This window comes from Streptomyces sp. bgisy159 (assembly GCF_057707805.1).
This window is the reverse complement of the sequence record NZ_JBYIQX010000022.1, coordinates 97,988-123,969: the sequence shown is the minus strand read 5'-3', so window position 1 is coordinate 123,969 and position 25,982 is coordinate 97,988. Positions and strand designations below refer to the sequence as shown.

The 25,982-nt window shown below is 72.5% G+C and carries 25 protein-coding genes; 11 read left to right on the top strand and 14 right to left on the bottom strand.

Going from position 1 to position 25,982, the window contains the following annotated elements:
• Both AC3ET3_RS21800 and AC3ET3_RS21795 read right to left on the bottom strand, forming a co-directional pair.
• Positions 1 to 327, bottom strand: a 327-nt coding sequence (locus tag AC3ET3_RS21800; RefSeq protein WP_435612688.1) for a hypothetical protein, incomplete at its 3' end; no start/stop codon positions are given.
• The gene (locus AC3ET3_RS21795) at positions 320 to 4,183 is read right to left on the bottom strand and encodes a polymorphic toxin-type HINT domain-containing protein (RefSeq protein WP_435612687.1); all 3,864 of its coding nucleotides are present in this window, start codon (positions 4,181 to 4,183) and stop codon (positions 320 to 322) included. The genes AC3ET3_RS21795 and AC3ET3_RS21800, both read right to left, overlap by 8 nt.
• Before the next feature lie 229 nt (positions 4,184 to 4,412).
• On the opposite strand from AC3ET3_RS21795, the gene AC3ET3_RS21790 reads away from it, so the two are divergent.
• Positions 4,413 to 4,823 carry a hypothetical protein gene (locus AC3ET3_RS21790; protein WP_435612686.1) on the top strand — a complete coding sequence of 137 codons (411 nt, stop codon included), beginning with the start codon at positions 4,413 to 4,415 and terminating at the stop codon, positions 4,821 to 4,823.
• Between the two features lie 40 nt (positions 4,824 to 4,863).
• On the opposite strand, the gene AC3ET3_RS21785 is transcribed toward AC3ET3_RS21790, so the two are convergent.
• Together AC3ET3_RS21785 and AC3ET3_RS21780 are read right to left on the bottom strand one after the other, a co-directional pair.
• Positions 4,864 to 5,460 (bottom strand): TetR/AcrR family transcriptional regulator, encoded by a 597-nt coding sequence (locus tag AC3ET3_RS21785; protein WP_432137520.1) that lies wholly within the window; start codon positions 5,458 to 5,460, stop codon positions 4,864 to 4,866.
• A 24-nt stretch (positions 5,461 to 5,484) separates the two neighbouring features.
• Complete coding sequence (locus tag AC3ET3_RS21780; RefSeq protein WP_435612685.1) at positions 5,485 to 6,513, bottom strand: aldo/keto reductase; 1,029 nt, start codon at positions 6,511 to 6,513, stop codon at positions 5,485 to 5,487.
• 251 nt (positions 6,514 to 6,764) lie between these two features.
• On the opposite strand from AC3ET3_RS21780, the gene AC3ET3_RS21775 reads away from it, so the two are divergent.
• Entirely contained in the window at positions 6,765 to 7,718 is a 954-nt protein-coding gene (locus AC3ET3_RS21775; protein ID WP_432157122.1) for an FG-GAP repeat domain-containing protein, read from the top strand.
• 153 nt (positions 7,719 to 7,871) lie between these two features.
• Here the strand turns inward: AC3ET3_RS21775 and AC3ET3_RS21770 are convergent, their stop codons facing one another.
• From AC3ET3_RS21770 to AC3ET3_RS21755, 4 genes are all read right to left on the bottom strand, one after another.
• The gene (locus AC3ET3_RS21770; protein ID WP_432137517.1) at positions 7,872 to 8,288 is read right to left on the bottom strand and encodes a Fur family transcriptional regulator; all 417 of its coding nucleotides are present in this window, start codon (positions 8,286 to 8,288) and stop codon (positions 7,872 to 7,874) included.
• Positions 8,289 to 8,358: 70 nt separating this feature from the next.
• Positions 8,359 to 9,261 carry a metal ABC transporter permease gene (locus AC3ET3_RS21765; RefSeq protein ID WP_435612684.1) on the bottom strand — a complete coding sequence of 301 codons (903 nt, stop codon included), beginning with the start codon at positions 9,259 to 9,261 and terminating at the stop codon, positions 8,359 to 8,361.
• Positions 9,261 to 10,028, bottom strand: coding sequence for a metal ABC transporter ATP-binding protein (locus tag AC3ET3_RS21760; protein WP_435612683.1), 768 nt, complete (start codon positions 10,026 to 10,028; stop codon positions 9,261 to 9,263). The genes AC3ET3_RS21765 and AC3ET3_RS21760 overlap by 1 nt, the downstream gene beginning before the upstream one ends.
• Positions 10,029 to 10,048: 20 nt before the next feature.
• Positions 10,049 to 11,002, bottom strand: a complete 954-nt coding sequence (locus AC3ET3_RS21755; RefSeq protein WP_435612682.1) for a metal ABC transporter substrate-binding protein — start codon at positions 11,000 to 11,002, stop codon at positions 10,049 to 10,051.
• Positions 11,003 to 11,154: 152 nt separating this feature from the next.
• Here AC3ET3_RS21755 and AC3ET3_RS21750 point away from each other — a divergent pair, with 152 nt between their 5' ends.
• On the top strand, positions 11,155 to 12,537 hold the full coding sequence (locus AC3ET3_RS21750) for a glycine--tRNA ligase (RefSeq protein ID WP_432137513.1): 1,383 nt from the start codon (positions 11,155 to 11,157) through the stop codon (positions 12,535 to 12,537).
• Positions 12,538 to 12,664: 127 nt separating this feature from the next.
• Here the strand turns inward: AC3ET3_RS21750 and AC3ET3_RS21745 are convergent, their stop codons facing one another.
• The 3 genes from AC3ET3_RS21745 to recO form a co-directional block, all read right to left on the bottom strand.
• Positions 12,665 to 13,024, bottom strand: coding sequence for a hypothetical protein (locus AC3ET3_RS21745; RefSeq protein WP_432137512.1), 360 nt, complete (start codon positions 13,022 to 13,024; stop codon positions 12,665 to 12,667).
• 44 nt (positions 13,025 to 13,068) lie between these two features.
• Entirely contained in the window at positions 13,069 to 13,902 is an 834-nt protein-coding gene (locus tag AC3ET3_RS21740; protein ID WP_432137511.1) for an isoprenyl transferase, read from the bottom strand.
• Between the two features lie 69 nt (positions 13,903 to 13,971).
• Positions 13,972 to 14,718: a DNA repair protein RecO gene (gene recO, locus AC3ET3_RS21735; protein WP_432137510.1), complete on the bottom strand. Its 747-nt coding sequence runs from the start codon at positions 14,716 to 14,718 to the stop codon at positions 13,972 to 13,974.
• Between the two features lie 82 nt (positions 14,719 to 14,800).
• Here recO and AC3ET3_RS21730 point away from each other — a divergent pair, with 82 nt between their 5' ends.
• Positions 14,801 to 16,282, top strand: a complete 1,482-nt coding sequence (locus tag AC3ET3_RS21730) for an MFS transporter (RefSeq protein WP_435612681.1) — start codon at positions 14,801 to 14,803, stop codon at positions 16,280 to 16,282.
• A gap of 45 nt (positions 16,283 to 16,327) precedes the next feature.
• A complete protein-coding gene (locus AC3ET3_RS21725) occupies positions 16,328 to 16,915 on the top strand; it encodes a hypothetical protein (RefSeq protein WP_432137508.1) in 588 nt (195 codons plus the stop codon).
• 148 nt (positions 16,916 to 17,063) lie between these two features.
• On the opposite strand, the gene AC3ET3_RS21720 is transcribed toward AC3ET3_RS21725, so the two are convergent.
• Positions 17,064 to 17,516, bottom strand: a complete 453-nt coding sequence (locus tag AC3ET3_RS21720) for a protein-tyrosine phosphatase family protein (protein ID WP_435612680.1) — start codon at positions 17,514 to 17,516, stop codon at positions 17,064 to 17,066.
• A gap of 135 nt (positions 17,517 to 17,651) precedes the next feature.
• Here AC3ET3_RS21720 and AC3ET3_RS21715 point away from each other — a divergent pair, with 135 nt between their 5' ends.
• The 3 genes from AC3ET3_RS21715 to AC3ET3_RS21705 are packed head-to-tail and all read left to right on the top strand — an operon-like array spanning position 17,652 to position 20,091.
• On the top strand, positions 17,652 to 18,179 hold the full coding sequence (locus tag AC3ET3_RS21715; protein WP_432137506.1) for a SigE family RNA polymerase sigma factor: 528 nt from the start codon (positions 17,652 to 17,654) through the stop codon (positions 18,177 to 18,179).
• Positions 18,176 to 19,150 (top strand): hypothetical protein, encoded by a 975-nt coding sequence (locus tag AC3ET3_RS21710; RefSeq protein WP_432137505.1) that lies wholly within the window; start codon positions 18,176 to 18,178, stop codon positions 19,148 to 19,150. Before AC3ET3_RS21715 ends, AC3ET3_RS21710 begins: the two co-directional genes overlap by 4 nt.
• Positions 19,151 to 19,164: 14 nt before the next feature.
• On the top strand, positions 19,165 to 20,091 hold the full coding sequence (locus AC3ET3_RS21705) for a dihydrodipicolinate synthase family protein (RefSeq protein WP_432137504.1): 927 nt from the start codon (positions 19,165 to 19,167) through the stop codon (positions 20,089 to 20,091).
• 100 nt (positions 20,092 to 20,191) lie between these two features.
• Here the strand turns inward: AC3ET3_RS21705 and AC3ET3_RS21700 are convergent, their stop codons facing one another.
• Positions 20,192 to 20,890: a TerB family tellurite resistance protein gene (locus tag AC3ET3_RS21700; protein ID WP_432137503.1), complete on the bottom strand. Its 699-nt coding sequence runs from the start codon at positions 20,888 to 20,890 to the stop codon at positions 20,192 to 20,194.
• A 171-nt stretch (positions 20,891 to 21,061) separates the two neighbouring features.
• Positions 21,062 to 22,783, bottom strand: a complete 1,722-nt coding sequence (leuA, locus tag AC3ET3_RS21695; protein WP_432137502.1) for a 2-isopropylmalate synthase — start codon at positions 22,781 to 22,783, stop codon at positions 21,062 to 21,064.
• 320 nt (positions 22,784 to 23,103) lie between these two features.
• On the opposite strand from leuA, the gene AC3ET3_RS21690 reads away from it, so the two are divergent.
• The 3 genes from AC3ET3_RS21690 to AC3ET3_RS21680 are packed head-to-tail and all read left to right on the top strand — an operon-like array spanning position 23,104 to position 25,865.
• The gene (locus tag AC3ET3_RS21690) at positions 23,104 to 24,174 is read left to right on the top strand and encodes a M4 family metallopeptidase (protein WP_432137501.1); all 1,071 of its coding nucleotides are present in this window, start codon (positions 23,104 to 23,106) and stop codon (positions 24,172 to 24,174) included.
• Between the two features lie 20 nt (positions 24,175 to 24,194).
• Positions 24,195 to 24,461, top strand: coding sequence for a protealysin inhibitor emfourin (locus AC3ET3_RS21685; protein ID WP_435612679.1), 267 nt, complete (start codon positions 24,195 to 24,197; stop codon positions 24,459 to 24,461).
• A gap of 57 nt (positions 24,462 to 24,518) precedes the next feature.
• The gene (locus tag AC3ET3_RS21680) at positions 24,519 to 25,865 is read left to right on the top strand and encodes a GH1 family beta-glucosidase (protein WP_435612678.1); all 1,347 of its coding nucleotides are present in this window, start codon (positions 24,519 to 24,521) and stop codon (positions 25,863 to 25,865) included.
• Positions 25,866 to 25,982: the final 117 nt, after the last annotated feature.

Below are 25,982 nucleotides of genomic sequence, written 5' to 3'. Positions count from 1 at the left end.
TGACGCCAAGGCCCGCACCAGCCGGTCCAGTGCCGCCGTGTAGCGGCGGTACTCGTCCAGAAGGGCGGCGTCCTCGTCCTGCCGGGGCCGGATCTCCTCCAGGTCCCGGCGCAGGGAGCCCAGCTTGCGCACCAGGGCGTCGGTCTCCGGCACGCGTGCGGCTTCCAGGCGTCCGTCGTACACCTGGGTGGCGTACCCGGCGATGTGACCGTCCAGGTCCAGGAGCACGGAGTTCCAGTCGCGGAGCTCCTCCAGGGCCGGGTAGTCCGGGTAGGGCATCGCCCGGAACGCCACGAAGGCCTCGCGGAACTCGGCCGACTCAGTCATGCCAGGTCACGATCTTTCCGTCCTTGGTGTAGATGCCTTCGCCGCCGAACAGGCCACCCCTGATCTTCCATCCCATCTCGCCGTTGTTGAGCTTCCAGGGGACGCGGTCCTCCGGCTTGGTCTTGTTCCAGAGGTCCTTCGCCTCCTTGGTGTACTCGGCGAGGGTCCGGCCCTTGCCGTGCTTGTCGAGGTGGTACTTGGCGGTCTCCTCGAGGCTGCCGAACGTCGCCTTGTCCCAGTCCTCCAGTGCCTTGGCGTCCTCGCCGCAGAATCCCTTGCCGGCGTTGTGCACCAGGACCGGGGTGTTCCCGGCGAGCACATAGTAGGTGTGGAGTTCGTCGACCGTCAGGTTGTGGACCCGCTGCTCGGCGGCGGTCCACGCCTCGGTCCCCGTGACGTCCGTGTGCTCGCCCGTGTCCGTGCGCAGCCGCATGCCGGGCCGCAGGTCACCGGCGTCGACCCAGGCTGCGTCGACCGCGCCGTCGCCAACCCGGAACGGATGCCCCGCGGTGGCGACCACCGTCCCGCCGGACCGGTCGCCCGACCCGTGGACGCCGACGCCGACGAGGCTCTTCGTGCCCTCCCCGACGATGGTGTTCACCACCGGCTCGGCCGCCGTACGGCCGGACAGCGGATCGGTGGCGAGGACCCGGTCCCCGACGCGCACCTCTTCGATCGGCCGGGTGGTGCGGTCCGCCATGAGGACGCGCGTGCCCGGCACGAAGCTGTTGCACGGGGTCTTGCGGAGCACCTTCAGCCGCAGGGCGTGCAGCGCCAGCCCCTCGAAGCAGGACCCGTCCGGCTTGGTGAGGCACTTCTCGATCTCCTCGGCACCCACGTACCAGGCGATCAGGCGGTCGAGGTACGTGGTGGTGATGCACCCCATGCCGCCGGCGCCGTCCGCCCCGCAGACCAGCAGCGTCTCGCCGGGCTTGAGGTCACCGTTCGCCAGGGCGTCGTGCCGGTAGGAGACCAGCCGCTTCTCCAGGGCCCTGCGCAGTTCCTTGTCGGACAGCGGCTTGCTGGGGTCGGGGGTCTCCTGCTGGATCTGCGCCTTGAGTTCCTCGACCAGCTTGTCGGCGGCGATCTTCAGGGCCTCCGACGACGCCCTGGCCGCCGCGGCGGAGTCCTTGCCCGCCTGCTGCGCTGAGAGCCGCGCCTGGTAGGCCGACGTGCCGGCCTGCGCGGAGTAGCCGGAGGCGACCGTGGCGGAGTGCTGGGCGCTCGCCGCCGAGCGGGCCGCCGACTGGGCCGCCTGCTGGGCCGAGGCGGCCGCCTTCCTGGCCGTCTTCGCCGAGTCGGCGGCGCGGGCCGCGTCCTGGGCCGCCTGGTCCGCCGAGGCGTCGGCCTGCCGGGCGTAGGTGTCCGCCTCCTTGGCCGACGCGTCGGCCCTTTCCGCCCACAGGACTGCGTTCTCGGCGTCCTTGCGCGCGTTCGCGGCCACTTTCTGCGCTTCGGCGGCGTCCTTCTGGGCGAGCGACGCCGAGGTGTAGGCAGCCTGGAGCAGGACGCTGACCTCGGCGATGTGGGCGGCCGCGTTCGCGTCGCGCTGGCGCGCCTTGTACAGGCCGACCTCCAGGAAGGGGCGCAGCGCGGTCGGCGGGCCGGACAGTGCGGCCTGCGCGGCGGCCTGGACCTCGGGGCCGCCGGTGGCGAGGGCCTGGGTGACGGCGACCCGGTCGTCGTCCTGCTGCGCCTCGTAGCGGCCGACCTCCAGGAAGTGGGCCACGTCGTCGGCGGTGCCGTCGAGTGCCTTGCTCGCGGCGGCCCGTACGCCCGGACCGCCCTCGGCGGCGATCTTCGCCACGGCGACGCGGTCGTCGTCCTCCTTGCCCGGGTAGGCGCGGGTACGCAGCCACTCGCGCACCTGGGCGATCGGCTGGTCCAGGACCTCCAGGGCGGCCTGCCGCTGCGCGGGGATCGCGGTGGTCTGCGCGATGTGCGCCACGCCGGCCCGGTCGTCCTGCTCCATGGCCACGGCAAGGGTGGTGCTCACGAATTCGGCGACGTCCGCGTCGGTGCCCGACAGGGCGATCTCCGCGGCGTCCTTCACCCAGGTCCCGGCGGTGTCCAGCAGGTTGACGGCGGCCTGCCGGCCCTTGGCGGCCGTGACCGCGGGGTCGGTGGCGGCCTCGGCCTCCTGCAGCAACTGCTGCGTCTCGGTGTCGAGTTGCTGGCGACGGCCGAACTCGTACTCGGCGGCGGCGACGCGGGCGTCGTAGGCCCTGGCGGCCTCCTCGGCCGCGAGCACCGCCTCGTCCTGCTGCTGGGCGAGCCGCTCCGCGTCGGCCTTGCGGGCCAACTGGACGACGGTCGCGGCCTGGTCGGCCGCTGCCGTCGCCTTGTCCGCCGCCGTGCTCGCCGCGTTCGCCGCCTCGGTGGAGGCGGCGGCGGCGTCGACGGCCTTGCCGGCCTCGTCCGCCGCCTTGTCGGCGGCGGCCGCCGCGGCCCTGGCGTGCACGGCGGCGCTGTTGGCCGCGTCGCGCGACTGCCGGGCGGCCGTGGCGGCCTGGTTGGCGTTCACCTGCGCGGCGTTGGCCGCGCGCGTGGCCTGGCCGGCCAGCCGCTTGGCGCGGGCCGCAGCGGCGACGGCCTCGTCGCTCTTGGCGCCCGCCTCACCGGCCCAGCGGCCCGCGTCGGCGGCGGCGGCCGCGGCAGCGGCGGCGTTGGCACCGGCACTGGCCGCGGCGGATGCCGCCTTCGCGGCGTTGTCGGCGGCGATGCCCGCCTGGTCGGCGGCGTCGGCCGCCTTCTCCGCCCCGTCGGCGGCGTCGCGGGCCTTCTGCGCGGCCTCGCGGGCCTGCTTGGCCCGGGTGGCGTCACCGGCCGCGGCAGCGGCGGCGGACCTGGCCGAGGAGGCGGCGCCACCGGCGCGGCTGGCGGCATAGGCGGCCTGCGCGGCGGCGGTCGCGGCCACCCGTGCGGTGGCGTTGGCCGCGGCGGCCGCCGCCACCGCCGTGCGGGCCGACTGGGCCGCCCGGTCGGCGGCGGCAGCGGCGCGGGACGCGGCCGCCGCGGCCTTGCCGGCCGAGTCCTTGGCCGCCAGGGCCTCCTGGGCCGCGACCTGGGCCGCCGCCTTGGCGGCCTCGGTGGCCTGCTGGGCCTTGGCGGCCTCCTCCTTGGCGGTCTCGGTCAGCTGACGCGCCTGCTTCTGCGCGGCGTCGGCGAGTGCGGCCAGCTGGGTGACGGTGAGCAGCTCCTGGTCGCGGGCCGCCGCCACCTGCCAGCCGTCGTCGAGGAACTCCTGGACGTCCTCGGCCGTGCCGTTCATGGCCTGCTCGGCGAGCTTGCGCACGTTCGGGCCGCCGGAGTACATCAGCTGCAGGACGCGGACCCGGTTGTCGTCCTCACGGGCCCGGTACTGGCCGTCGCGCAGGAACGTGATCACGTCGTCCGTCGTGCCGTCCAGCGCGGCGCTGCCCGCGCGCTTCACGCCCGGACCGCCGAAGGCCATGAGCTGGCCGGCCTGGACGCGCAGGTCCTCCTCGTAGGCCGGGGCGAAGGTGTCGTCGAGGAACGTCCGCAGTTCCTCCTCGCCGCCGCCGAGGGCGGTGTCGGCGGCCTTCCGGACAGCCGGTCCGCCGATGGCCATGAGCTGGGCGACCTGCACCCGCAGGTCGTCCACCTCCAGCTTCGGCAGGTCGGTGCTCATGAAGGCCTGGATGTCCGCGTCCGAGCCGGTCAGTGCCGCCGCGGCGGCCCCCCGTACGCCCGGGCCCCCGTACTCCCACGCCTCCAGTACGTCGGATCTGTAGTAGACCCATGTCTCGCCCTCGGCCGCCGCCGGCCGCAGGTCGACGCCCAGGACCATCACCAGGGCCGTCAGTATCGCCGCGAATCCGCGCCATCCCGGCACGGTCCGCAACCTGGCATTCAACGCTCTACTCCCCCAAGGTCGATCGACCACAGAAAAAGCCCGCTCATCCGCGGGCTCGGCACGGTCGGTTTTTGCCACGACCCTACCGCCCGACCGGTGACAATGGATCATTTCCAGCCATCAACTGGCTTGATAACGGCTGCGGTTGTCACGACCGCAGCCGGTCAGGGAACAGAGGGGCTGTCCGCCTGCCGGATCACTCCCGCCGGTGTACGGCGTGCACGGCAACGCCCCGCTCGACGTCCTCGGGCTGCGGCCCTGGGCGGGAACCGCCTCCGGGGAGCCCGGCCGTGCGGTGGCCGGCGAGAGCGCCGGTGCGGGCGCCGGCCCGTGGTGGCTGGCCCCCTCCCGGGCCGGGGACATCATGGGGTTCCGTGCATCCCGTACCGCCCACCGGCGCGGAGGGTTGTCCGTTCCGGCAACGAGCGCGTCAGCCGGACGGCTCCACCGCACCGGCACGGCAGCACGGGCGCGCCGCGCCAGACACGTCCGTCTGATCACGTTGCCCGACAGCGACCGCGCCGAAGCCTTCGCGCTCGTCGGGGACCTGACGCAGCGCTGGGAGGCGATCTGCTGGGACGACGTGAACGACAGGCTGGAACAGGGGCCGGACGCCTGAGAGCCGGGGCGGGCCCGCGATCCCGGAGCCTCCTCCAGCCCTACCGGGCGGCGCGCAGCCCCCGGATCACCAGGTCCACGAGAGCGTCGAACTCCGCTTCGACGCCGGGGAGTTGCCACTCGCGGGCGTAGCACGGGTCGTGGAAGCGGCCGGTGGCCTGGAAGAGGGCGCGGGCCGAGACGGCCGGGTCCGGGGCGGCGAAGGTGCCGTCGGCGTTGCCGGCCCGGATGATGTCGGCGAGCTGGCCGGTCAGGTCGGCGACGTGGTCGCCGACCGCGAGGCCGTTCTCCTCGACGAGGACCATGTAGGTGGCGAACAGCTCCGGGTCGTCGCCCGCCTTGTGCCGCTTGGCCTCGAACAGCGTCGCCAGCCAGTTCCGCAGCCGGGTCGCGGGGTCCACGTCGTCGTCGGCGGCGACCGCCGCCAGGCGCTCCGTCGTACGGTCCAGCCAGCGCTTGGACACCGCCTCGCGCAGCGCCGCCTTCGTACGGAAGTGGCGGTAGACGCTGCCGTGGCTGACGCCGAGCGCGCGGGCCACGTCGACCACGGTCGCCTTCGCCGGGCCGTGGCGGCGCAGCACCTCCTCGGTCGCTTCGAGGATGCGCTCGGCGGTCAGGGTCTCGGTGGTCGCTGCCATACCTAGACGGTACCCGGCCGGATGTCAGCGTTCGCTGTCGAGCATCGCCATCTGCGCCGCGGCATAGCGGGTGCCCGCGGCGGCGTCGGCCGGCACGGCGCCCTCGATGGCGGCGAGGTCCGCCGCGTCCAGGGTCACGTCCAGGGCACCCAGCGACTCGGCGAGGCGCTCACGGGTGCGCGCGCCGACGAGCGGCACGATGGCCGTGTCGTACCGCGGGCCCCGGGAGAGCACCCAGGCGATGGCGATCTGCGCGACCGTCGCGCCCTTCTCCTCGGCGATCTTCCGCAGGGACTCCACCAGGCCGAGGTTGTGCCGGTAGTTGTCGCCCTGGAAGCGGGGGGTGTGGGCGCGCCAGTCGTCGGCCGCGAACCGCCGGTCCGGCGTGTAGTGCCCGGAGATCAGCCCGCGCGAGAGGACGCCGTACGCAGTGATGCCGATGCCCAGTTCACGGACGGCCGGCAGGATCTCCCGCTCGATGCCGCGCGAGATGAGCGCGTACTCGATCTGCAGGTCGGCGATCGGGGCGGTGGCGGCGGCCCGGCGGATGGTGTCGGCTCCGACCTCGCTCAGGCCGATGTGCCGTACGTAACCCTGTTCGACCAGTTCCGCGACGGCGCCGACCGTCTCCTCGATCGGCACCTGCGGGTCGAGGCGGGAGGGCCGGTAGACGTCGATGTGGTCGACGCCGAGGCGCTGCAGCGAGTAGGCGGCGAAGGTCTTCACCGAGGCGGGCCGGCCGTCGAAGCCGAGCCAGCTGCCGTCCGGGCCGCGCAACGCCCCGAACTTCACGCTGAGCAGGGCGTTCTCACGGAGGGCCGGGGGTGCGGTGCGCAGTGCCTCGGCGATCAGGAGTTCGTTGTGGCCCATGCCGTAGAAGTCGCCGGTGTCCAGCAGGGTCACGCCCGCCTCCAGGGCGGCGTGCACCGTGGCGAGCGACTCGGCGCGGTCCGCGGCACCGTACATGCCGGACATGCCCATGCAGCCGAGACCGAGGGGGAAGACGTCGGGGCCGGTGGTGCCGAGGGTGCGGGGAGTGTGCGTCGTCGTCATGGCACCCAGCCTCGCACGACGAATGACAGATTTCAATATCTGTCATTCAATACTTGTCCGACCGCCTGCCGCCCTACCACCGACACCCGGCAGCCCAAAAGGTTGTACGCACCTCCGTTGCACCTTCGTCCCGCTTCTGCACCGCTTTCTATACCGAACATAAATCCAATTGACATGTAAAGGACACGTGCAGGGATGATGGGGCATCAGTGGATCTTGCCGGTCGCCTCCCGGCCGCGGATCCGTTCCTCATGACTCTGGAGACCCACGTGGCCAAAAGCTCCGGCACGCGCGTGCGTCAGACCCTGGCGCGCGTCACGGCTGCGGCGCTCACCGCCGCTCTCGCGGCGACCGGCACCAGCGCCTTCGCCGCCGACGACAGCGGGCCCACCTTCAAGCCCCTGAAGCCCTCGGCGTCTGCATCGCACAAGAGCACGTTCACCGGTTCGACGGCAGGCACCGCGGCCGAGGACGCACAGATCAACGCCCTTTACGGCGTGGACAACAACGGTGACCTGTACGCCTATGTGCCCAACGGCACGGGTGGACTGGAGGCCCGGGAATACGCCGGCAAGGGCTGGCAGGACACCCCCATCCTCACCCAGGCCGACCACGACAACGACGGCTGGGCGGACGGCCTCTGGCACGTCACCTACGGCGACCTGTACAGCTACCGGGACGTGGACCTCACCCACGTCAAGGTCGGCTGGGGCTACGACATCTACGACAAGCTCTTCTCCGCCGGTGACGTCGGCGGCGCCGCCGCGGACGACCTGCTCGCCCGGGACAAGAGCGGTGTGCTGTGGCTGTACCTCGGCTACGGCGACGGCCGGGTGACCTCGCGCATCAAGATCGGCGCCGGCTGGAACGCCTACACCCAGATCACCGGCAAGGGCGACCTGACCAACGACGGCCACGACGACATCGTCGCCCGCGACAAGTACGGCGTGCTGTGGCTCTACCAGGGCACCGGCAGCTACAAGGCGCCGTTCAAGCCGCGCACGAAGATCGGCGCCGGCTGGAACATGTTCAACTACCTGATCTCCGTCGGTGACATCGACCTCGACGGCACCACCGACCTGGTCGCGCGGGACACGGCCGGCGCGCTGTGGCTGTACAAGGGCACCGGCTCGGCCGCCGCCCCGTACAAGCCCCGCGTGCAGATCGGCACCGGCGGCTGGAACACCTACCGCGTGATGTTCTGATCCGTCTGGTGATCCACCCGGTGATCCGCTTGGCGGCCTGACCCGCCTGGCGATCTGATCCGCCTGAGGCTCCGGTCGCCCGCCTCACCGGCACGGACGACGCAGCGGGCCGCTCCCTCCCGGGGGGCGGCCCGCTCTGCTGTCGGCGCGCGTTCAGCCCGCGGCGGCGGCGCACTCCGCGCACGTACCGAAGATCTCCACGGTGTGCGCCACGTTGACGTACCCGTGCTCCGCGGCGATGGCCTCCGCCCACTTCTCGACGGCCGGGCCCTCGACCTCGACCGCCCTGCCGCAGGAGCGGCAGACGAGGTGGTGGTGGTGTTCGCCGGTGGAACAGCGGCGGTAGACGGACTCGCCGTCGGAGGTGCGCAGGACGTCGACCTCGCCGGCGTCGGCGAGGGACTGCAGGGTGCGGTACACCGTGGTCAGACCGACCGAGTCGCCCTTGTGCTTGAGCATGTCGTGGAGTTCCTGCGCGCTGCGGAACTCCTCGACCTCGTCGAGCGCCGCCGCCACGGCGGCGCGCTGCCGGGTGGCGCGGCCCTTCACGGGCGGTCCAGCGGTGGTCACCGGTTGTCCTCCTTGATGGCTCGCGCGTCAGCGCCTGCCGGGCCATTGTGCCAGCCCGGACCGGGCGCGGTCAGACGCCGATCCCGTCCCCGGCCTCGCGCGTGGCCGGAATCGCGCACTCCATGGGGTCCGGTTCGGGCCGCTCGGCGGCGAGTGCCCGGGCGCGGCGCCGGGCCAGCGGGGCGGCCAGCGCGGTCAGCGCGACGAAGGCTCCGATGGTCAGCAGCACGATCGTCGCACCGGGCGGGACGTCCTGGTAGTAGGAGGTGACGGTGCCGCCGAGGGTCACGCTCACGCCGATCGCGACGGCGATGGCGAAGGTGGCGGCGAAGCTGCGGCTGAGCTGCTGCGCGGCGGCCACCGGGACCACCATCAGCGCCGACACCAGCAGCAGTCCGACCACGCGCATCGCGACGGTGACCGTCACGGCGGCCGTGACCGCGACCAGCAGGTTCAGGGCGCGCACCGGCAGGCCGGTGACCCGGGCGAACTCCTCGTCCTGGCTGACCGCGAAGAGCTGCCGGCGCAGGCAGAGGGTGACCACCACGACGAAACCGGCGAGCAGGCAGATCGCCGTGACGTCCGACTCGGAGACCGTGGACAGGGATCCGAACAGGTACGACGTCAGGTTGGCGTTGGAGCCGCCCGGCGCGAGGTTGGTGAACATCACGCCGCCCGCCATGCCGCCGTAGAAGAGCATGGCGAGGGCGATGTCGCCGCGGGTCCTGCCGTACCAGCGGATCAGCTCCATGAGGACCGCGCCGCAGACGGAGACCAGGGTGGCCATCCACACCGGTGACCAGGAGAGCAGGAAGCCGAGGCCGACGCCGGTCATGGCGACGTGGCCGATTCCGTCGCCCATCAGGGCCTGGCGGCGCTGGACCAGGTAGATGCCGATGGCGGGGGCGGTGACGCCGACCAGCACGGCGGCGAGCAGCGCCCGCTGCATGAAGGGGTAGTCGAGGAATTCCATCAGCTCAGCAGTCCCGTGCGGATCGGTTCGGTGCCCGCCGGCGCGTGCGGGTGGACGTGGTCGTGGCCGGGCAGGGCGTGCTGGCCGACGGCCTGCGGGGGCGGTCCGTCGTGGGTCACACAGCCGTCGCGCAGGACGACCGCGCGGTCGATCAGGGGCTCCAGCGGGCCGAGTTCGTGCAGCACCAGCAGGACGGTCGCGCCCCGGGAGACCTGTTCGCGCAGCGTGCGGGCGAGGACCTCCTGACTGGCCAGGTCGACGCCGGCCATAGGCTCGTCCATGATCAGCAGTTCGGGTGCGGCGGCGAGGGCGCGGGCGATGAGCACGCGCTGGTGCTGGCCGCCGGAGAGGGCGTTGACGGAGTCCTTGGCCCGGTCGGCCATGCCGACCAGGTCCAGGGCGCGGCGTACGGCCTCCTGGTCGGTCCTGCGGAAGAGGCCGAAGCGGGTGCGGGAGAGCCGGCCCGAGGAGACGATCTCGGCGACCGAGGCGGGGACCCCGCCCGCGGCGGTGGTGCGCTGCGGGACGTAGCCGACGCGTGCCCAGTCGCGGAAGCGGTGCCGCTCGGTGCCGAACAACTCGATCCGCCCGGCGGTGACCGGGACCTGGCCGATGACGCTGCGCACGGCCGTCGACTTGCCGGAGCCGTTGGCGCCGAGCAGCGCGACGACCTCTCCGCGGTGCACGGTGAGGTCGATGCCGCGCAGGACGGGGCGCGCGCCCAGTTCCGCGCGGACGCCGCGCAGGGATATGACGGGCTCGGTCATGCCGCCCTCCATTGAAGTGGTCACTTGGCTCCCAGGGCCGATTTCAGGGCCGTGAGGTTGGCGTCCATGACCGCGAAGTAGTCCTGGCCCCGGGACTTCTCGGTGATGCCCTCGACCGGGTCGAGGACGTCGGTCTTCAGGCCCGCGTCCTTGGCGAGGGTCTTGGCGGTCTTGCCGGACACCAGTGTCTCGTAGAAGACGGTGGTGACGCCGTCTGCCCTGGCCTCGCCCTGCAGTTCGCGGATCCGGGCGGGGCTGGGCTCGCTCTCCGGGTCGAGGCCGGAGATGGCCTCCTGGGTCAGACCGTAGCGTTCGGCGAGGTAGCCGAAGGCGGCGTGGCTGGTGAAGAAGACCTTGGTCCTGGTGTTCCGCAGGCCGTCGGCGAACCGGGTGTCGAGGTCGCCGAGCTGCTTGACCAGGGTCTCGGTGTTCTTCCGGTAGTCGGCGGCGTGGTCGGGGTCGGCCTTCTCGAAGGCCTTGCCGACGCCTTCGGCGACCTCGGCGTACTTCACCGGGTCGAGCCAGAGGTGCGGGTCGCGGGCGTGCTCGTCGCCGCCCTCGGACTCCCCGCCGCCGTGGTCGTGCCCGTCCCCGGTGCCGAGGTCCTCGAGAGTGGTGAGCTTCGCCGCGTCGATCTTCGTGGGGGTGCCGGCCTGCCGCACCGCGTCGTCGACGGCCGGCTGGAGGCCCGCGAGGTAGAGGGCCGCGTCGGCCTCCTCCAGCTGGGCCCGCTGCCGGGCGCTGACGTCCAGGTCGTGCGGTTCGGTGCCGGGCTCGGTGAGGCTGGTGACATGCACGTGGTCGCCGCCGATCCGCTCGGCGAGGAAGGCCATGGGGTAGAACGACGCGACGACGTCGAACTTGCCCGTGTCGCCCGCGGCGGCGCTCTCGGTGGAGCAGGCGGTGAGGGTCGTGGCGCCGAGGACGGTGGCCAGGGTCGCCGCCACGGGTATGAGGTGTCGTCGTGCGTTCATGACAGTCATTTTCAACAAAGATGGAAACCGTTGTCAACAATGCGGTATCCGGGGACCGATTTGGTTGAGGGGGAGCCCCCGCCGGTACCCTGAAGCATTCGCTGTGAAGCGCATCTCGCTTCGTCGCCCGTCGTCGTAATGAAGAGAGCACCGTGGCCGCCGACAAGATCGACACCATCGTCAGCCTGAGCAAGCGCCGTGGCTTCGTTTTCCCCTGCAGTGAGATCTACGGCGGCCAGCGCGCCGCCTGGGACTACGGGCCGCTGGGTGTCGAGCTCAAGGAGAACATCAAGCGCCAGTGGTGGCGTTACATGGTGACGTCGCGCGAGGACGTGGTCGGTATCGACTCGTCCGTCATCCTGGCCTCCGAGGTGTGGGTCGCCTCCGGTCACGTCGCCACCTTCACCGACCCGCTGACCGAGTGCACCTCCTGCCACAAGCGGTTCCGCGCGGACCACCTGGAGGAGGCGTACGAGGAGAAGAAGGGCCGCGCCCCGGAGAACGGCCTCGCCGACGTCAACTGCCCCAACTGCGGCAACAAGGGCCAGTTCACCGAGCCCAAGCAGTTCTCCGGCCTGCTGTCGACGCACCTCGGCCCGACCCAGGACACCGGCTCCATCGCCTACCTGCGTCCCGAGACCGCCCAGGGCATCTTCACCAACTTCGCCCAGGTGCAGACCACTTCGCGTCGCAAGCCGCCGTTCGGCATCGCCCAGATGGGCAAGTCGTTCCGCAACGAGATCACGCCGGGCAACTTCATCTTCCGCACCCGCGAGTTCGAGCAGATGGAGATGGAGTTCTTCGTCAAGCCGGGCGAGGACGAGAAGTGGCAGGAGTACTGGATGGAGCAGCGCTGGAACTGGTACACCGGCCTGGGCCTGCGCACTGAGAACATGCGGTGGTACGAGCACCCGAAGGAGAAGCTCTCCCACTACTCCAAGCGCACCGCCGACATCGAGTACCGCTTCCAGTTCGGCGGCAGCGAGTGGGGCGAGCTGGAGGGCGTCGCCAACCGCACCGACTACGACCTCGGCGCGCACTCCAAGGCCTCCGGCCAGGACCTCTCCTACTTCGACCAGGAGGCCGGGGAGCGCTGGACACCGTACGTCATCGAGCCCGCGGCCGGTGTCGGCCGCGCCATGCTCGCCTTCCTGCTCGACGCCTACATCGAGGACGAGGCGCCCAACGCCAAGGGCAAGATGGAGAAGCGCACGGTGCTGCGCCTCGACCACCGCCTGGCCCCGGTGAAGGTCGCCGTGCTCCCCCTGTCGAGGAACCCGGAGCTTTCCCCGAAGGCCAAGGGCCTCGCCCAGGCGCTGCGCCAGCACTGGAACATCGAGTTCGACGACGCCGGCGCCATCGGCCGCCGCTACCGCCGCCAGGACGAGATCGGCACGCCGTACTGCGTGACGGTCGACTTCGACACCCTGGACGACAACGCGGTGACGGTCCGCGAGCGCGACACCATGAAGCAGGAGCGGGTCTCCCTGGACCAGATCGAGGGCTACCTGGCCTCGCGCCTGATCGGCTGCTGACCCCGGCGGCAGAGCCGCCTGGAAGTCGCGCGCCCCTCGCCCGTCTCGCTCGGGTGAGGGGCGCGCTGTGTCGTCGCCGGGCGGCGCCCTGTGCCGTCGTCGGGGGGCGCGCTGTCGTCGAGCGAGGTCAGCCCGCGGTCATGTCCCGGTTGTAGCAGGAGTACGAGCCGTCGTCCTCGCGGCCGACACTGTCGTACGACCAGCAGTGCAGCATCGGCGCGAGGGTCCACATCCGCAGGGCGACGATCACCACGAGCAGCACCATGCCGATCCGTCCGGCCGTACTGCGCCACCCCGCGCACGCCAGCCCCGCCACGCCGGCCGGCGCCGCGAGCACCAGCATCCAGACGACGACCGGCGCCCTGTTCTCGCGCAGCCCGGGGAAGGTCTCCATCTCGATGGTGCCGGCGTGGCTGAACAGCGCCAGGCACACGGCGAACAGCAGCGACACGACCGCCAGGCAGCCGCGGAACCCGGGAGACGACACCGCTGCGGCGTCCGCGGGATCGCGTTCCCGCACCACCGGCTCGCTCAGGGCTGCTTCCCCTCCATGGCGAGCAGTTCCTCGTTGGGGACGGCACCGCCGAAGCGGCGGTCGCGGGAGGCGAACTCGACGCAGGCCCGCCACAGGTCACGGCGGTCGAAGTCCGGCCACAGCACGTCCTGGAACACCATCTCGGCGTAGGCGCTCTGCCAGAGCAGGTAGTTGGAGGTGCGCTGCTCGCCGCTGGGCCGCAGGAACAGGTCGACGTCCGGCATGTCCGGGTAGTACATGTACTTCTGCAGGGTCTTCTCGGTGACCTTCGCCGGGTCGAGCCGGCCCGCCTTCACGTCCTCGGCGAGCGCCTTCGCCGCGTCGGCGATCTCGGCACGGCCGCCGTAGTTCATGCAGAAGTAGAGGGTGAGCCGGTCGTTGTCCTTGGTCTGCTCCTGGGCGACCTGGAGCTCCTTGGCGACGGACTTCCACAGCTTGGGCATCCGCCCCACCCAGCGCACCCGGATGCCGAGTTCGTCGAGCTGGTCACGGGTCTTGCGGATGAAGTCGCGGTTGAAGTTCATCAGGAAGCGCACCTCTTCGGGCGAACGCTTCCAGTTCTCGGTGGAGAAGGCGTAGAGGGAGATGGCGCCGACGCCGATCTCGACCGCGCCCTGCAGGACGTCGAGGACCCGCTCGGCACCCACCTTGTGCCCCTCGGTGCGCGGCAGCCCGCGCTCCTTGGCCCAGCGGCCGTTCCCGTCCATGACGATGGCCACGTGCTTGGGGACCAGCTCACCGGGGAGCTTCGGCGCGCGGGCACCCGACGGGTGCGGCTCCGGCGCCTTGTACTCCCGGCGCTGCCGCCCCAGAAACCCGCGTACGACCATGGTGCTCTCGTCTCCTCTTCCGGTCTTGCCCTACGGCTTCGGCCCAGATCCTGGCTCAGGTCTCGGCACCTACTTCTCCACGTACCGCAGCGAGCGCAGTCCGCGTTCCAGGTGCCAGTGCAGATAGGCGGAGACCAGGCCGCTCCCCTCCCGCACGTACCGCGGCTCGCACGCGTCCGCGGTCTCCCAGTCTCCCGTGAGCAGCGCCCCCAGGAGGACCAGGGTCTGCGGCGACGGTACGACACTCCCGGGCACCCGGCAGTCGGCGCAGACCGAGCCGCCGGAGGCCACGGAGAAGAACCGGTTCGGGCCGGGCATTCCGCACTTCGCGCAGTCGTCGAAACTGGGCGCGTACCCGTTGACGGCGAGCGACCGCAGCAGGAAGGCGTCCAGGACGAGGTGCGGGGCGTGCTCGCCGCGGGCCAGGGTGCGCAACGCGCCGACGAGCAGCAGGTACTGCTGGACGGCGGGCTCGCCCTCGTGGTCGGTGAACCGCTCCGCGGTCTCCAGCATGGCCGTGCCGGCGGTGTACCGGGCGTAGTCGGCCACGATCCCTCCGCCGTACGGCGCGATCGTCTCGCTCTGCGTGCACAGCGGCAGCCCGCGCCCCACCAGCTCGCCGCCGCGCGCGAAGAACTGCACGTCGACGTGGGAGAAGGGCTCCAGCCGGGCGCCGAACTTGGACTTGGTGCGCCGCACGCCCCGCGCCACGGCGCGCACCCGGCCGTGGCCGCGGGTGAGCAGCGTGATGATCCGGTCCGCCTCACCCAGCTTCTGGGTGCGCAGCACGATGCCGTCGTCGCGGAACAGACTCATGTGGCCCATTCTCGCCTACGCGCGAGGGGTCCCGTGCGGCAGCCACTACGATCGCCCGGTCCGTGAGGGAAGGTGGCTGGATGTGACGGGGCGGGCGGCACGTGGCGGAGGCCGTGGCGGGCGGCGGGGGCTGGGGCGTGACTTCGGGTGGCTGTGGGGCGCGTACTCGGTCAGCGCGGTGGGGACGTGGCTGGCGTTCGACTCGTTCCCGCTGATCGCGGTACTGGTGCTGGACGTGGGTCCGGCCCAGCTGGCCGCGCTGGCGGCCGTCGGGCCCGCGGTGGGGGCGCTGGCGGCGGTGCCGCTCGCGCCGTGGGTGGAGTTCCGCCGCAAGCGGCCGGTGATGATCGCGGCGGACCTGGTGCGGTGCGCGGCGCTGCTGAGCGTCCCGGCGGCCTACGCGCTCGGTGTGCTGGGGCTCGGCCAGCTGCTGCTGGTGACGGTGGTCGTGGCGTCCGCCGACATCACCTTCAGCGCGGCGAGCGGGGCGTTCCTGAAGGCGCTGCTGCCCCGCGAGGACCTGCTCGCCGCCGGCGCCCGCTTCGAGGCGACCGCCTGGACGTCGACCATGCTGGGCCCGCCGCTGGGCGGCTTCGCGATGGGCGTGCTCGGCCCGGTGACGACGGTGACGGCGAACGCGGTGAGCTATCTGCTGTCCGCCCTGGGGCTGCGGGCGATCGGAGGCGGGGCGGAACGGGCGGTCGCGGGCGGGGCGGCACGAGCGGTCGGGGGCGGGGCGGAACGAGCGATGGTGCGCGGGGCGGGAGGAGAGGCGGCTACGGCTGGTGGTCACGGGGGGCGTGAGGGCGAGGGGCAGGCGGGCCGCGCGGGCAGCGGGTACGAGGTCGGTGCGGGCAGCGGGCACGAGGGCCACCGTGGGGACCGTGCGGCCGGTCGTCGGGAGCGTATCGGCGGCGGAGAGCTGCTGGAGGGTTGGCGGTGTCTGCTGAGCCACCCGGTGCTGCGGCCCCTGTTCCTGAACGGTGTACTGGTCAACGGGCTGATCATGGCCGCCTCACCACCGCTGGCCCTGCTGATGCTCGGGCCGCTCGGCTTCTCGCCCTGGCAGTACGGTCTCGCGTTCGCCCTCCCGTGCGCCGGCGGGCTGCTCGGCTCCCGGCTGGCCCGGCGGCTGCCCGAGCGGTACGGGCGGCGCCGGGTGCTGCTGGCGGCGGGGACCCTGCGGGCGTGCTGGTCGCTGGGGCTGGTCCTGGTGCGGCCGGGGGCGAGCGGCCTGGCGCTGGTGATGGCCGTGCAGTTCGCGCTGATCACCTGCATGGGCGTCTACAACCCCCTGCTGGCGACGGCCCGCCTGGAGCTGGCCCCGACCGACCGGACCACCCGCGTGCTGGCGGCGTGGTCGGTGAGCAGCAAGGCGGCGATCGCGGCGCTGACGGCCCTGTGGGGGCTGCTGGCCGGTCTGACGGGCCCGCGGGCCGCGCTCGCCCTGTCGGGGGCGCTGCTGCTGGCCACCCCGCTGCTGCTGGCCCCGGTCCGCCGTGACCCGTCGGCCCTGCTCCCGACCGCGGCGCCGGCCGCCGAGGCCGTGCGGGCATCTGAGTAGGACAGCTCATGGTGCCGCCGGCACCATCCGGGAGACCATCGGAGGATGACGATGATCAACGCGGTACGACGGGGCCTGCTGCCGGTGGCGGCGCCGGCCCTGCTGGCCCTGCTGGTGACGGGGTGCGGCGCGGAACGGGCGGACGACGACACCGGCGCGCGAGCGCCCGGCGGGGCGGTTTCCGCACGGCCGTCGGCGTCCGGCGCCCCTGCGGACGTCACCTGCCCCGGCGAGACCCCGACCCCGACACCGACCGCCACGGTCGAGGACCCGGCGATGCACCCGCCCGGCGACCACTACGCCGAGAACCACGGCTTCATGAACCCCCTCCCCCTGCGCGGCCAGGCCCGCTGTGCCGGTCTCGCGGCGGCGGCCCGGATCGAGGAGGCCCTCGAACCGCTGCGCACGAGCGGCGACTTCGACCCGGCGCACACCCGGGCCGCGCTGACCCGCCTCGGCTACGACGACGCGGGACTGCGGGTGTACCCCTCCGGGCCGACCGCCGTCGGCTTCCTCATCGACGACTCCGGGATGTGCCTGGAGGGCGCCATGAACCGCGAGGCCACGAGGACCGACGCCTTCGGCGGCTACCCCGACCACACCGGCTGCGACCGGCCGAGCGGCGGCCACTGACCACGTCCCGCCATCACCGTCCCCGGCCCCCACCCGGCTCTCACCCGACCCCGCCCAGACCTCATCCGGCGCTGGTCAGGCAGGCTCCCGCCGCTCACCCGCCATTCCCCGCCACTCCCTCGCCGCTCACCCGGCACTCCCTCGGCGCTCACCCGGCCGACGGGAACCGTCGCACGTACCGCCGCTGCCATGGGGTCTCCACCGCGCGCCGGTCGTAGTGGCGCCGCACGAAGGCCACGGCCTCCTCGGGCGGCACCCCGTCGAGGACCGCGAGGCAGGCCAGGGCGGTGCCCGTGCGGCCGCGGCCGCCGCCGCAGGCGATCTCGACCCGCTCGTCGGCGCAGCGCCGCCACGCCTCGCGCAGCACCGCCGGGGCCCGGTCGCGCTCGGCCGGCAGCCGGAAGTCGGGCCAGCGCAGCCAGTGGGCGTCCCAGGGCAGGGCGGGGGGCGGCCTGCCGAGCAGGTACACGCCGTAGGCCGGGAGGGGGGCCGCCGGATCGAGCGGGCGGCGCAGCCCCCGGCCCCGCACCAGCCGCCCGGAGGGCAGCCTCAGCACCCCGGGCTCCCCCGCCCGCCAGCCCGTCGCCGTCTCGTCGGTCACGGACCCATTCGACCGGTGACCGGGAGGCGACGACAACCGGTTCCGCCCGTCCGCCCCGCTCTCGAAAGGAATTCCGCGTCCCGGGCAACCCGTTCGTCCCACGCGGTGGTCTGGAGGGCGAGGAGGGGGTGCTGGATGCACGACGGGCTGGAAGGCCAGTTCCAGGAGTTCGTCAGGGCGCGGTGGTCGCGGCTGGTGCGGACCGCCTATCTGCTGACGGGCGACGTCCATGACGCCGAGGACCTGACGCAGACCGCGCTGGCGAAGGCCTACCGGTCCTGGCGGCGGGTGGCGCGGACCGACAACCCGGAGGCGTACGTCCGGCGGATGCTGGTCAGCTGCAACAGCGACCGCTTCCGCAAGCGGCGGGTCAGGGAGTCGCTGACCGACGCGCCGCCGGAGGTGGCGTCGCGGGACGAGGGGCAGCGCAGGGTCGACGAGCGCGGCACGCTGCTCGCCGCCCTGGCCGGACTTCCGCCCAGGCAGCGGGCCGTGGTGGTACTGCGCTACTGGGAGGACCTCTCCGAGGCGGAGGTGGCCGAGGTGCTCGGCTGCTCCGCGGGCACGGTCAAGAGCCAGGCCTCCAAGGGGCTGGCGAAGCTGCGCGCGTTCCCGGGGCTGGCCCCGGCCGTGAGCGCGTCCGGGCAGGGAGGTGGACGGTGAGCGAGACACCCGACGAGGTGCGGCAGACCGAGGACCGGGGCGACGACTTCGAGGAGCGGCTGCGGGAGTTGCTCACCGAGGACGCGTACGCGATCCAGCCCTCGCCGGCGCCGTATCCGGCGATCCGGCGGCGCGGTGTGGTGGAGCGGCGCCGCAGGACGGCGGTGGCCGGCGCGGCGCTGGCCGCGCTGGCCGTGCTGCCGGTGGGGGCGTACGCCATGGCCGGGGGGAACGGGGGACGGGGCGCTGACACGGCGGCATCGATGCCGTCGGTCAGCGCCCCGCAGACCTCGGCCGGGACCACTGCGGGGACCCCGGCCGGGACGGCGTCGGCGGACCCGTCCGAACCGCAACGCCCCGCGACTGAAGGTCAGTTGCTGGACGGCGTCACCTTCGAGCAGGCGGCCGGGGACCTGGAGAAGTGCCTGGCGAACGACCGGTCCCTCCCGGCACCGAAGGCCGGGACCCGGCCGGACCTGGGCCGGGCCGCCGACTACCGGATCCTGCTGGCCATGCGCGCGACCGGCGACTCCAACACCCCCGGCGACGGCCACTTCGTCGTCGCGGTCCGGGAACGGCCCCAGCAGATCCGGGTGATCTGCACCGTCAAGGACGGCGAGATCACCGGCATGAACACCAGCGGGGGCGGCGCCGCCGGCCCGGACCTGCCGCCGGTCGCGGCGGACATCAACAGCGGGAAGCTGTACCAGCAGTCGTTCCTCGACCGCGGCCACTGGCGGCTGCCGTTCCGCTGGGGGCTCATCGGCACGGTCGAGCCGTCGGTGGCCCGGGTGACCGTCGACTACGGCGACGGCTCCGCCACCGCCGTACTCGACCATGGCTGGTTCGTGGCCACCGGAACGCTCCACCGGCAGGTCACCCTCGCGCCGCACATCAAGGGGTACGACTCCTCGGGCAAGCTGGTCTACGACTCGGACAAGGACAGGACGTACGAGAAGACCCTTCCCTAGGCCCTAGGAGTCCCATGCCGCTCCCCGCCCCGCTCACCGGTGTCGTCCCGCCCGTCTGCACGCCCCTGACACCGGAGGGCGAGGTGGACGTGGAGTCGCTGCTGCGGCTGGTCGACCACCTGGTCGCGGGCGGGGTGGACGGCCTCTTCGTGCTCGGGACGTCGTCGGAGGCGGCGTTCCTCACGGACGCGCAGCGCGCGCTGGTGGTCCGCACGGTCACGGGTCACGTGGCCGGCCGGCTCCCCGTCCTGGCGGGGGCGATCGACATGACGACACCGCGCGTCCGGGAGCACATCGCGTCGGTCGCGGCGGCCGGGGCGGACGCGGTGGTGGTGATCTCGCCGTTCTACGCCCGCGTCGGCCCGGCCGAGACCGCCGCGCACTTCCGGCTGGCCGCGACGGCGAGCCCGGTGCCGGTGCTCGCCTACGACCTGCCGTCCGCCACCGGCGCCAAGCTGCCCGCCGAGGTGGTCCTGGACCTGGCGGCGGAGGGTGTCCTTGCCGGTCTGAAGGACTCCAGCGGCGATCTGGCCGCCTTCCGCGACATCGTCACCGGCACCCGCGGGGTTCCGGCCTTCAGCGTGCTCACCGGCTCCGAACTCCTCGTCGACTGCGCCCTCGCCGCCGGCGCCCACGGCGCGGTGCCCGGCCTCGCCAACGTCGACCCCGTCGGCTACGTCCGCCTGCACCGCCTGTGCCGCGCCGGGGACTGGGCCGCGGCCCGCGCCGAGCAGGAGCGCCTGGCCGCGCTGTACCGCGTCGTCCACGCCGCCTCCCCCGCCCGTATGGGCCCCACCTCGGCCGCCCTGGGCGCCTTCAAGACGGCCCTGCACCTCCTCGGCGTCATCGCCTGCCCGGCCACGGCCGCCCCGCAGATCCCGCTGTCGCGGGAGGAGACGGCACGGGTCCGCACGACCCTGGAGACGGCCGGGCTGCTCTAGGCGCCGAAGCCCGGAGCGGGGCCTGTACTAGTCGGGGCGCGTGACGCCGGTGCTGGTGTGAGGCCGGGTCCAGGGTGCGGTCCGGGACGGAGCGGCGTGGTCAGGACGGAGTGCGGGCCGCTGCTGCCAGGAGGCGGGGGACGTCGTCCGGGTGGATGGTGAGGGCGGTGCCGACGGTGGTGAGGACCTCGCGTTCGGCGGGGGTGTAGGGGCCGTCCGCGAGGGCGATGCGGGCGCCCTGGAGGAGGATCGACTCGCGGCCGATGGCGGCGAGGTGCGGGGCGAGGGGGTCGAGGGCCTCGTGGAGCTCTATGGCCAGGCCGGGCCCGCAGGGCGCGTCGTAGGCGCGGCCGGTGTCGGCGGCCACGGCCTCGACGAGGGTGGCGAGCTGCTCCTCCGTGCAGTCCGGGAAGCCGGCGAGGCGCACCGCGGCCGCGGCGGTCTCCAGAGCGGGGCGGGCGCAGGCGCCGCCGGCGGCGAGGACCGCGAGGGCGACGGTGTGGACGGCGTCGCGCAGCATCGCGGAGAACCGGACCGTCGTCGGGTGGTCGAGGACGTCGGTGCCGAAGTGGCGGCGGCAGGCCGCGCACTCCACGACCGGCCCGGTCTCCCCGCGCGGCAGCACCGGCACACCGAGCAGGGTGAACCGCCGCCGTCCGGTGAGCCGCTGGTAGTTGCGGTCGCCGCCGCAGCCGGGGCAGAAGAACTCCCCGTCGCCCACGGGCGTCCACGCGGTGCGGGTGCCCAGGATGCGCGCATGCCTGGCGGCACGGCCGTCTCGTCCCCGTACTGGCAGCACGTCGCACCTCCGTAACCCCACGGCAACATCGCCGCGCTTGCGTGATGTTAGCCACATCGGGGAGGCGGAGTCATCACCCAGAACGAGACCTCTCCGTGACCTGCACAAGGATTGGCCGGTATCCGGCGGTGCCCCCGCGCCCGCGGGAAGGGCGCGGGGAGCCGCCGGGCGCTAGCGTGCCGCGCGGTTGACGGCGGAGACGACCGCCTTCAGCGAGGCGCGGGTGGTGTTGGCGTCGATGCCGATGCCCCACAGCACCTTGTCGCCGATGGCGCACTCGATGTAGGAGGCGGCCTGCGCGGAGGCGCCCTCGCTCATCGTGTGCTCCTGGTAGTCCAGCAGGCGTACGTCCAGGCCGATGGACTCCAGCGCGTCGAAGAAGGCCGAGATCGGGCCGTTGCCGGAACCGGTCAGCACCGTGTCCTGGCCGTCGACGGTCGCCTCGACGGTGAGGGTGTCCACGCCGTCGGTGTCCGTCGTCGACTGGTTGTTCTTGACCTGGATGCGACCCCAGGGGTTGCCCGGGTTGGGCAGGTACTCGTCCTGGAAGACGGCCCAGATCTCCTTCGGCGTGATCTCGCCGCCCTCGGCGTCCGTCTTGGCCTGGATGATCTTCGAGAACTCGATCTGCATCCGGCGCGGCAGGTCCAGCTTGTGGTCGTTCTTCAGGACGTAGGAGATGCCGCCCTTGCCGGACTGCGAGTTGACGCGGATGACGGCCTCGTAGGAGCGGCCGACGTCCTTGGGGTCGATGGGCAGGTACGGCACGGCCCACTCGATGTCGTCGACGGTGACGCCGCGGGCCGCCGCGTCGGCCTCCATCGCGTCGAAGCCCTTCTTGATGGCGTCCTGGTGGGAGCCGGAGAAGGACGTGTAGACCAGGTCGCCCACGTACGGGTGGCGCGGGTGGACCTCCATCTGGTTGCAGTACTCCCACGTGCGACGGATCTCGTCGATGTCGGAGAAGTCGATCTGCGGGTCGACGCCCTGCGAGAACAGGTTCATGCCCAGGGTGACCAGGTCGACGTTGCCGGTGCGTTCGCCCTGCCCGAACAGGCAGCCCTCGACGCGGTCGGCGCCGGCCATCAGCGCCAGTTCGGCGGCGGCGACGGCGGTGCCGCGGTCGTTGTGCGGGTGGACCGACAGGCAGACGTGCTCGCGGCGGGAGAGGTTGCGGCCCATCCACTCGAAGCGGTCGGCGTGCGTGGACGGCGTGGAACGCTCGACCGTGGCCGGCAGGTTCAGGATGATCTCGCGGCCGGGGCCGGGCTGCCAGACGTCCATGACGGCCTCGCAGACCTCCAGGGCGAAGTCCAGCTCGGTGTCGGTGAAGATCTCGGGGCTGTACTGGTAGCCGAACTCCGTCTCCGGACCCAGCAGCTTCTCGGCGTACTCCATCACCAGGCGGGTGCCGTCGACGGCGATCTGCTTGATGTCGTCCCTGGAGCCGCGGAAGACCACGCGCCGGAAGACCGGGGCGGTCGCGTTGTACAGGTGGACGGTGGCCCGCCTGGCACCCTTCAGCGACTCGACGGTCCGCTCGATCAGGTCCTCGCGGGCCTGGGTCAGCACGGAGATCGTCACGTCGTCCGGGATCGCGCCCTCTTCCTCGATGATCGAGCGCACGAAGTCGAAGTCGGTCTGGCCGGAGGCGGGGAAGCCGACCTCGATCTCCTTGTAGCCCATCTTGACCAGCTGGTCGAACATCCGGCGCTTGCGCTCGGGCGTCATCGGATCGATCAGGGCCTGGTTGCCGTCCCGCAGGTCGGTGGAGAGCCAGCGGGGAGCGGCGGTGATCCGCTGCTCCGGCCAGGTGCGGCCCGGGAGGTCGACCTGCTCGTAGCGGCCGTACTTGTGGATCGGCATGGGGCTGGGCTGCTGGCGGTTGGCCATGATGCTTCGGGCTCCTCAGGGTGTCCGGACGGACGGCCGACGACGCAACGCCAAGCTCCGCGGGGAGGGGGTCGGCCTCGACTACAGGCCCTCGCCGCGGCAGCTAAGGAGAAGCAGCCCGATACGCATGGTGCTCCGCAGCCTAGCGAAGCCGTCCGGTGCGCGCGGGCCTGTATCAGTATGCGGGACCGCGCGGACAAGAGGGGCAAAAAGTGCGTCATACCACTGGAGCCCGGCAACCAGGGGGGCGAGTCGGTCTGTTTCACCAATCATGGTTGCGGGTGGTGACAGTCACGTCACGGAGTGCAATGGTGCGAAACATGACGACCAACGGGGGCCGAGAGCCCGTCTTCTGCACCGTCGTACCACCCCACGTCCTCGACAAGCTGGCCCGCAGCGACGACCCCGCCCGCTCCGGACCCGCCCGGCGCACCCTCGCCCGGGACAACGCGCTGCGCGGCCGGCGCCAGGTGACCACCGAGTTCCGGCTCGCGTCCGCGCCCTCCGCGAAGGCGCCGTCGGACCAGCCGCTGCGCACCGTCTACGACGCCGGGCACGGCACCGACCTGCCCGGCGCCCCGGCGCGCCGGGAGGGCGAGGAAGCCGGCCCGGACGCCACCGTCAACCGCGCCTACGCCGGCCTCGGCGCCACCTTCGACCTCTTCCTGCGGGAGTACGGCCGGCACTCCGTCGACGGCGACGGCCTGCCCCTGGACGCCACCGTCCACTACGACCGGGACTACAACAACGCCTTCTGGAACGGCGAGCAGATGGTGTTCGGCGACGGGGACGGCGAGATCTTCCTCGACTTCACCCTGCCCGTCGACGTCATCGGCCACGAACTCACCCACGGCGTCACCCAGTACACGGCCAACCTGACCTACTACGGCCAGTCCGGCGCCCTGAACGAGTCGATGTCCGACGTGTTCGGCTCGCTCATCAAGCAGTACACGCTCGGCCAGACCGCCGCCGAGGCCGACTGGCTGATCGGCGCCGGACTGCTCGCCCCGGCGGTCACCGGGCAGGCCCTGCGCTCCATGAAGGCGCCGGGGACCGCCTACGACGACGACGTCCTCGGCAAGGACCCGCAGCCCGCGACCATGGACGGCTATGTGCGCACCGGCCGCGACAACGGCGGGGTGCACATCAACTCCGGCATCCCCAACCACGCGTTCTACCTCGTGGCGACAGCCATCGGCGGGCACGCCTGGGAGAAGGCGGGCCGCATCTGGTACGACGTGCTCACCGGCGGGGAGCTGCAGGAGCGGGCCCTGTTCGCGGACTTCGCCACGCTGACCGTCCGGGCGGCCCGCGAGCGCTTCGGCGACGGCACCGACGAGTTCCAGGCGGTGGAGAAGGCCTGGGAGCAGGTGGGGGTGCAGATCCTGTGACTCCGTACTAGACAGGACCCATGCGTATCGAAGTGCGGCGCACGGGCGGGTTCGCGGGGATCGAGCGGCACGCGGAGGTGGACACCTGCGGGCGTCCCGACGCGCGCGAGTGGGAGGCCCTGGCCCAGCGGGCGGTGGCCGACGGCCGGGGCAGCCCTCCGGCCGGGGTGCCGGACGGCTTCGCGTACGAGCTCACGGTGGACGGGACGACCGTGTACTGCGCGGACCCCCGGCTCACCGAGGAGCAGCGCGAGCTGATCTCGCGGGTGCTGAAGGAAGGCGCGTAACACGCGGCCGGCGCGGGGGCGTTGACTTCTGTTACCGGCGGTACCGATGATCCGCGCATGGCGACTGACACGACTGGCGCGCGCATCCCGACGCCCGCGATCCCCCCGTTCCCGGCCGGCTTCCTGTGGGGCGTGTCGACGTCCGCCCACCAGATCGAGGGCGCGGCCGACCTGCGCGAGCGGTCCGTGTGGGACGTGTTCACGGACGGCCCGGGACGGGTGAAGGACGGCAGCACGGCGGCCGTGGCCTGCGACCACTACCACCGCTACCGCGAGGACGTGGCGCTCCTCGCCGACCTGGGCGTGGACGCCTACCGGTTCTCCGTCTCCTGGCCCCGGACGCGCTCGGAGGGCGGCGCGGACTTCTACGACCGGCTGGTGGACGAGGTGTGCGCGGCGGGCGTCCGGCCGGTCGTGACGCTCTACCACTGGGATCTGCCGGCCGCCTTCCAGGAGTCGGGCGGCTGGCTGCGCCGCGACACGGCGGCCCGCTTCGCGGAGTACGTGTCGCTCGTCGCCGACCGGCTCGGGGACCGCGTGAGCAAGTGGATCACGCTGAACGAGCCCGCCGAGCACACCCTGCTGGGTCATGCGCTGGGCACTCACGCGCCCGGCGAACGGCTGTTGTTCGACGCGCTGCCGGCCGCCCACCACCAGCTGCTCGCCCACGGCCTCGGCGTCCAGGCGCTGCGCGCGGCCGGCGCCACGGACGTCGGGATCGCCAACTCCCACGGCCCGACCTGGCCGGCGTCGCGGGAGCAGCCGGACGTCGAGGCGGCCGACTTCTACGACCTGCTGCTCAACCGGCTGTTCGCCGACCCGGTACTGCTGGGCCGCTACCCGGACGGCATCGCGGAGCTGATGCCCGGGGAGGTGGAGGCGGACCTGAAGACCATCGCCGAGCCGATCGACTTCTACGGCGTCAACTACTACGCCCCGACACGGGTGGGCGCCCCCCAGGGCACGGAGATCGACTTCGGCGGGGTCCGGATGCCCGCCGAACTCCCCTTCTCCGTGCGGGAGATCGAGGGCGTGCCGGTCACGGACTTCGGCTGGCCGGTGGTCCCCGAGGCCCTCACCGAACTCCTCACCGCCTTCCACGACCGCTACGGCGACCGCCTCCCGCCGATCGTCATCACCGAGAACGGCTGCTCCTACGAGGGCGTCGAGGACCAGGCCCGGATCACCTTCCTCGACGGCCACATCCGCGCCCTGCACCGTGCGATCGACGCGGGCGTCGACGTACGCGGCTACTTCGTCTGGTCCCTCATGGACAACTTCGAGTGGGCCGAGGGCTACGCCCGCCGCTTCGGCCTGGTCCACGTGGACCGAGCGACCCTGGAGCGGACCCCGAAGGCGTCGTACGCGTGGCTGCGGGGGGTGCTGCGCGCTCAGCGGGGGTAGGCCGGGCCTCGCGTCAGGACAGGGTGAGCACGCAGAACTCGTGGCCCTCGGGGTCTCCCAACCTGCCCCCTTTGCGCATCCGTGGTGCGCGTTGTGCAGCAAGCCGGCGACGGTGGC